Genomic DNA, 2,583 nt, shown 5'->3' with positions numbered 1-2,583 from the left:
CGCCGCGAACCGCGCGCTGCTCAAGCTCGGCGGGGCGATGGTCCCGGAGGGCGTCCCGGCCGAGACGGACGCGGCCGCGGACCGGCGGCCCGCGACCCGTGTCCGGCTGTCCGAGCTGTTCTCGCCCGCATACCGCTCGAGGACGATCGTCATCCTGCTGCTGTGGTTTTTGACCTCGTTCGCGACCTTTGGGCTCACCACCTGGATTCCGTCGATCTACGTGACCGTGTTCAACATCCCGGTTGCGGACGCGCTCAAATATGCGGCGATGCCGGCCGCGCTGTTCCTGGTCGCCACGATCGGGATCGCGGTGCTGGTCGATTCCGTCGGACGGCGGCCGTTCGCCATTTTCGGGACCGCCGTGGCCGCCGTCGCTCTTGCCATCCTGACCTTCTACCGTCCCTCGGAGGTGTGGCTGCTGGTGACGCTCATCGTGACCGGCCAGCTGTGCATCTCGGTAAGCTCGCTGATCGTGTGGCCCTACACCGCCGAGAGCTATCCGACGCACATCCGCGCGGTTGCGCTCGGAGTGTGCAGCTCGCTCGCCCGTGCGGCATCCATGCTGACCCCGCTCTTCGTCGGCGTGATCCTCAATGTCGGGGCGCCGATCAGCGTCGTGTTCGCGGTGTTCGCGCTGTTCGCGCTGGCCACGATGATCCTGTGGGTGACCGCAACCAGGGAGACCGCGCGCGTGCGGCTCGAGGCCTTATGAGGCGAGACGGTCCGCGCCGCCGCCGCCGCCCAGCTTCACCGTCTCGCGGCCCTTGAGCCCGAGCATCTGCCGGGCTTCGTCCGGCGTGGCCACCTCGAGGCCGAGCTCGTCGAGGATGCGCCTGATCTTCAGGACCTGCTCGGAATTGCTCGACGCGAGCTGCCCCCGGTTGAGGTAGAGGCTGTCCTCGAGCCCGACGCGCACGCTCGAGCCCATCAGCGCGCCCATCGTGCATACCGGAATCTGGTGCCGCCCGGCGCCGAAGATCGACCACACATAATCCTTCCCGAACAGCCGGTCGGCCGTCTGGCGCATGTAGAACAGGCTGTCCGGATCGGCGCTGAGCCCGCCGCGCACGCCGAGCACCGACTGGATCAGCAGCGGCGGCTTCAACAGCCCGCGCTCCACGAAATAGGCGACATTGTAGAGGTGGCCGATCTCGTAGCATTCCATCTCGAACCGGGTCCCGCCGGCGCCGAGGGTCTCGATGATGTGCCGGATGTCCTTGAACGTGTTCTTCGAGATCAGGTCCTCGGTGGCGAGGAGAAACGGCCGTTCCCATTCATGCTTGAAGTCGTAGCGGTCGGCGAGGTCGAACAGCCCGATGTTCATGCAGCCCATGTTGAGCGAGCAAAGCTCCGGGCTGACGGCGATCGCCGCCTCGAGCCGCTGGTCGAGGGTCATCCCGGGACCGCCTCCGGTGCTGATGTTGATGATCGCGTCGGTGCGCTCGTGGAAAGCGGGGAGGAACTGCATGAAGACGTCGGGCGAAGGGGTCGGCCGGCCGTCGGCCGGGTCGCGCGCGTGCAGGTGGAGGATCGCGGCTCCCGACCGGACGGCCGCGATCCCCTCTTCGACCATCCTTTCCGGAGTGATCGGCAGATAGGGCGACATGCTCGGGGTGTGCATGCTCCCGGTGAGCGCGCAGCTGATGATCACCTTTTTCACCGTCTCGCTCCTTGCAAAGGCGCTTCGTGGCCGTAATTGGTACCGGTATCAAGCGGAACCGGAAAGCTCAACGATGACTCGGACGAATTCTCGATGAACGGCCGGATCGCCGATGGCGCAGCGGGCGAGGGCTGGGCCGTCCTTCACCCCGAGGACCGGTTCAACGAGGCCAACGGCCCGTTCTTCGCCGACCCGGCGTTCGAAGGGACCGCGAGCGAGCCGGCGCGCATCGGCTTCCGGGTCCGCGGCCATAATTGCAGCTTCGCGGGAACCTGCCATGGCGGCGTTATCGCGTCCGCGCTCGACATCGCGCTCGGGCACAGCGCCCAGGCCGCGTCGGGTGCCTCGCACGCGCCGACGATCTCGCTCAGCGTCGATTTCCTGGCGGCAGCGAAAGAGGGCGACTGGCTTGAAAGCCGAGTGCGAATCCTGCGCACGACGCGGAGTTTGGTGTTCGCCGACGGCACCCTGGTCGGCCCGGACGGGCCGGTCGCGCGCGCCAGCGGAGTGTTCAAGATCCCGAGGCAGGACTAGGGAAACGGCGGAACGACGGCCAGCCAGTCCCAGCTGCGGACCAGCCTTGGACCGCACCACAGCTCCATCCTGAGCGACCTCCTCCGAAGCTGTGCCTGCCATTCCGCCCAGGCGTCGGTCTCGGCAAGAAATTCACAGCTGTAACGGACGCGCCGTTCATCGAGGAAGTCGAGCCGGTAGGCCGAAAGCGTGCAATCCGCTTCGGGCGTGGTGCTTCGCGGGAGCAGCCGACCGAGAGCCGACCTGCAGCTTCTGGAAAGGGTACCGCGACCCGTGGCCAGCGGAGCGAACATGGCAAAGCAGGCTATAATATGTCGGCAGCCCAGTCCATGGGCCGGCCTTGCCCCGTCGGGCGGGGGCTGCGGGGCGACCCGCGGCCGGCCGGCCGG

The 2,583-nt window shown here is 67.3% G+C and carries 4 protein-coding genes; 2 read left to right on the top strand and 2 right to left on the bottom strand.

Going from position 1 to position 2,583, the window contains the following annotated elements; genetic code table 11:
- Positions 1-712: MFS transporter (locus GH737_RS14290; protein ID WP_155265440.1), on the top strand; the 712-nt coding region annotated here is incomplete at its 5' end.
- Here GH737_RS14290 and kce read toward each other — a convergent pair.
- A complete protein-coding gene (gene kce / locus GH737_RS14285; RefSeq protein ID WP_230558835.1) occupies positions 707-1,660 on the bottom strand; it encodes a 3,5-dioxohexanoate:acetyl-CoA acetone transferase in 954 nt (317 codons plus the stop codon). The two genes, GH737_RS14290 and kce, sit on opposite strands and share 6 nt — an antisense overlap.
- A gap of 36 nt (positions 1,661-1,696) precedes the next feature.
- Between kce and GH737_RS14280 the strand changes: the two genes are divergently transcribed.
- The gene (locus tag GH737_RS14280; RefSeq protein WP_230558834.1) at positions 1,697-2,194 is read left to right on the top strand and encodes a PaaI family thioesterase; all 498 of its coding nucleotides are present in this window, start codon (positions 1,697-1,699) and stop codon (positions 2,192-2,194) included.
- Here GH737_RS14280 and GH737_RS15500 read toward each other — a convergent pair.
- The gene (locus GH737_RS15500) at positions 2,191-2,487 is read right to left on the bottom strand and encodes a hypothetical protein (RefSeq protein WP_196233218.1); all 297 of its coding nucleotides are present in this window, start codon (positions 2,485-2,487) and stop codon (positions 2,191-2,193) included. The genes GH737_RS14280 and GH737_RS15500 overlap by 4 nt on opposite strands.
- Positions 2,488-2,583: the final 96 nt, after the last annotated feature.

Origin of the sequence: Sphingomonas segetis (genome assembly GCF_009720245.1) — a bacterium.
GTDB classification, from domain to species: domain Bacteria; phylum Pseudomonadota; class Alphaproteobacteria; order Sphingomonadales; family Sphingomonadaceae; genus Sphingomicrobium; species Sphingomicrobium segetis.
Note: the sequence above shows the minus strand (reverse complement) of the source record. Positions and strands in the feature narration are given on the sequence as shown.

Bases quoted from the DNA above. Each gene is read 5' to 3' on its own strand.
- GH737_RS15500 (WP_196233218.1), bottom strand. From the start codon at position 2,487: ATGTTCGCTCCGCTGGCCACGGGTCGCGGTACCCTTTCCAGAAGCTGC.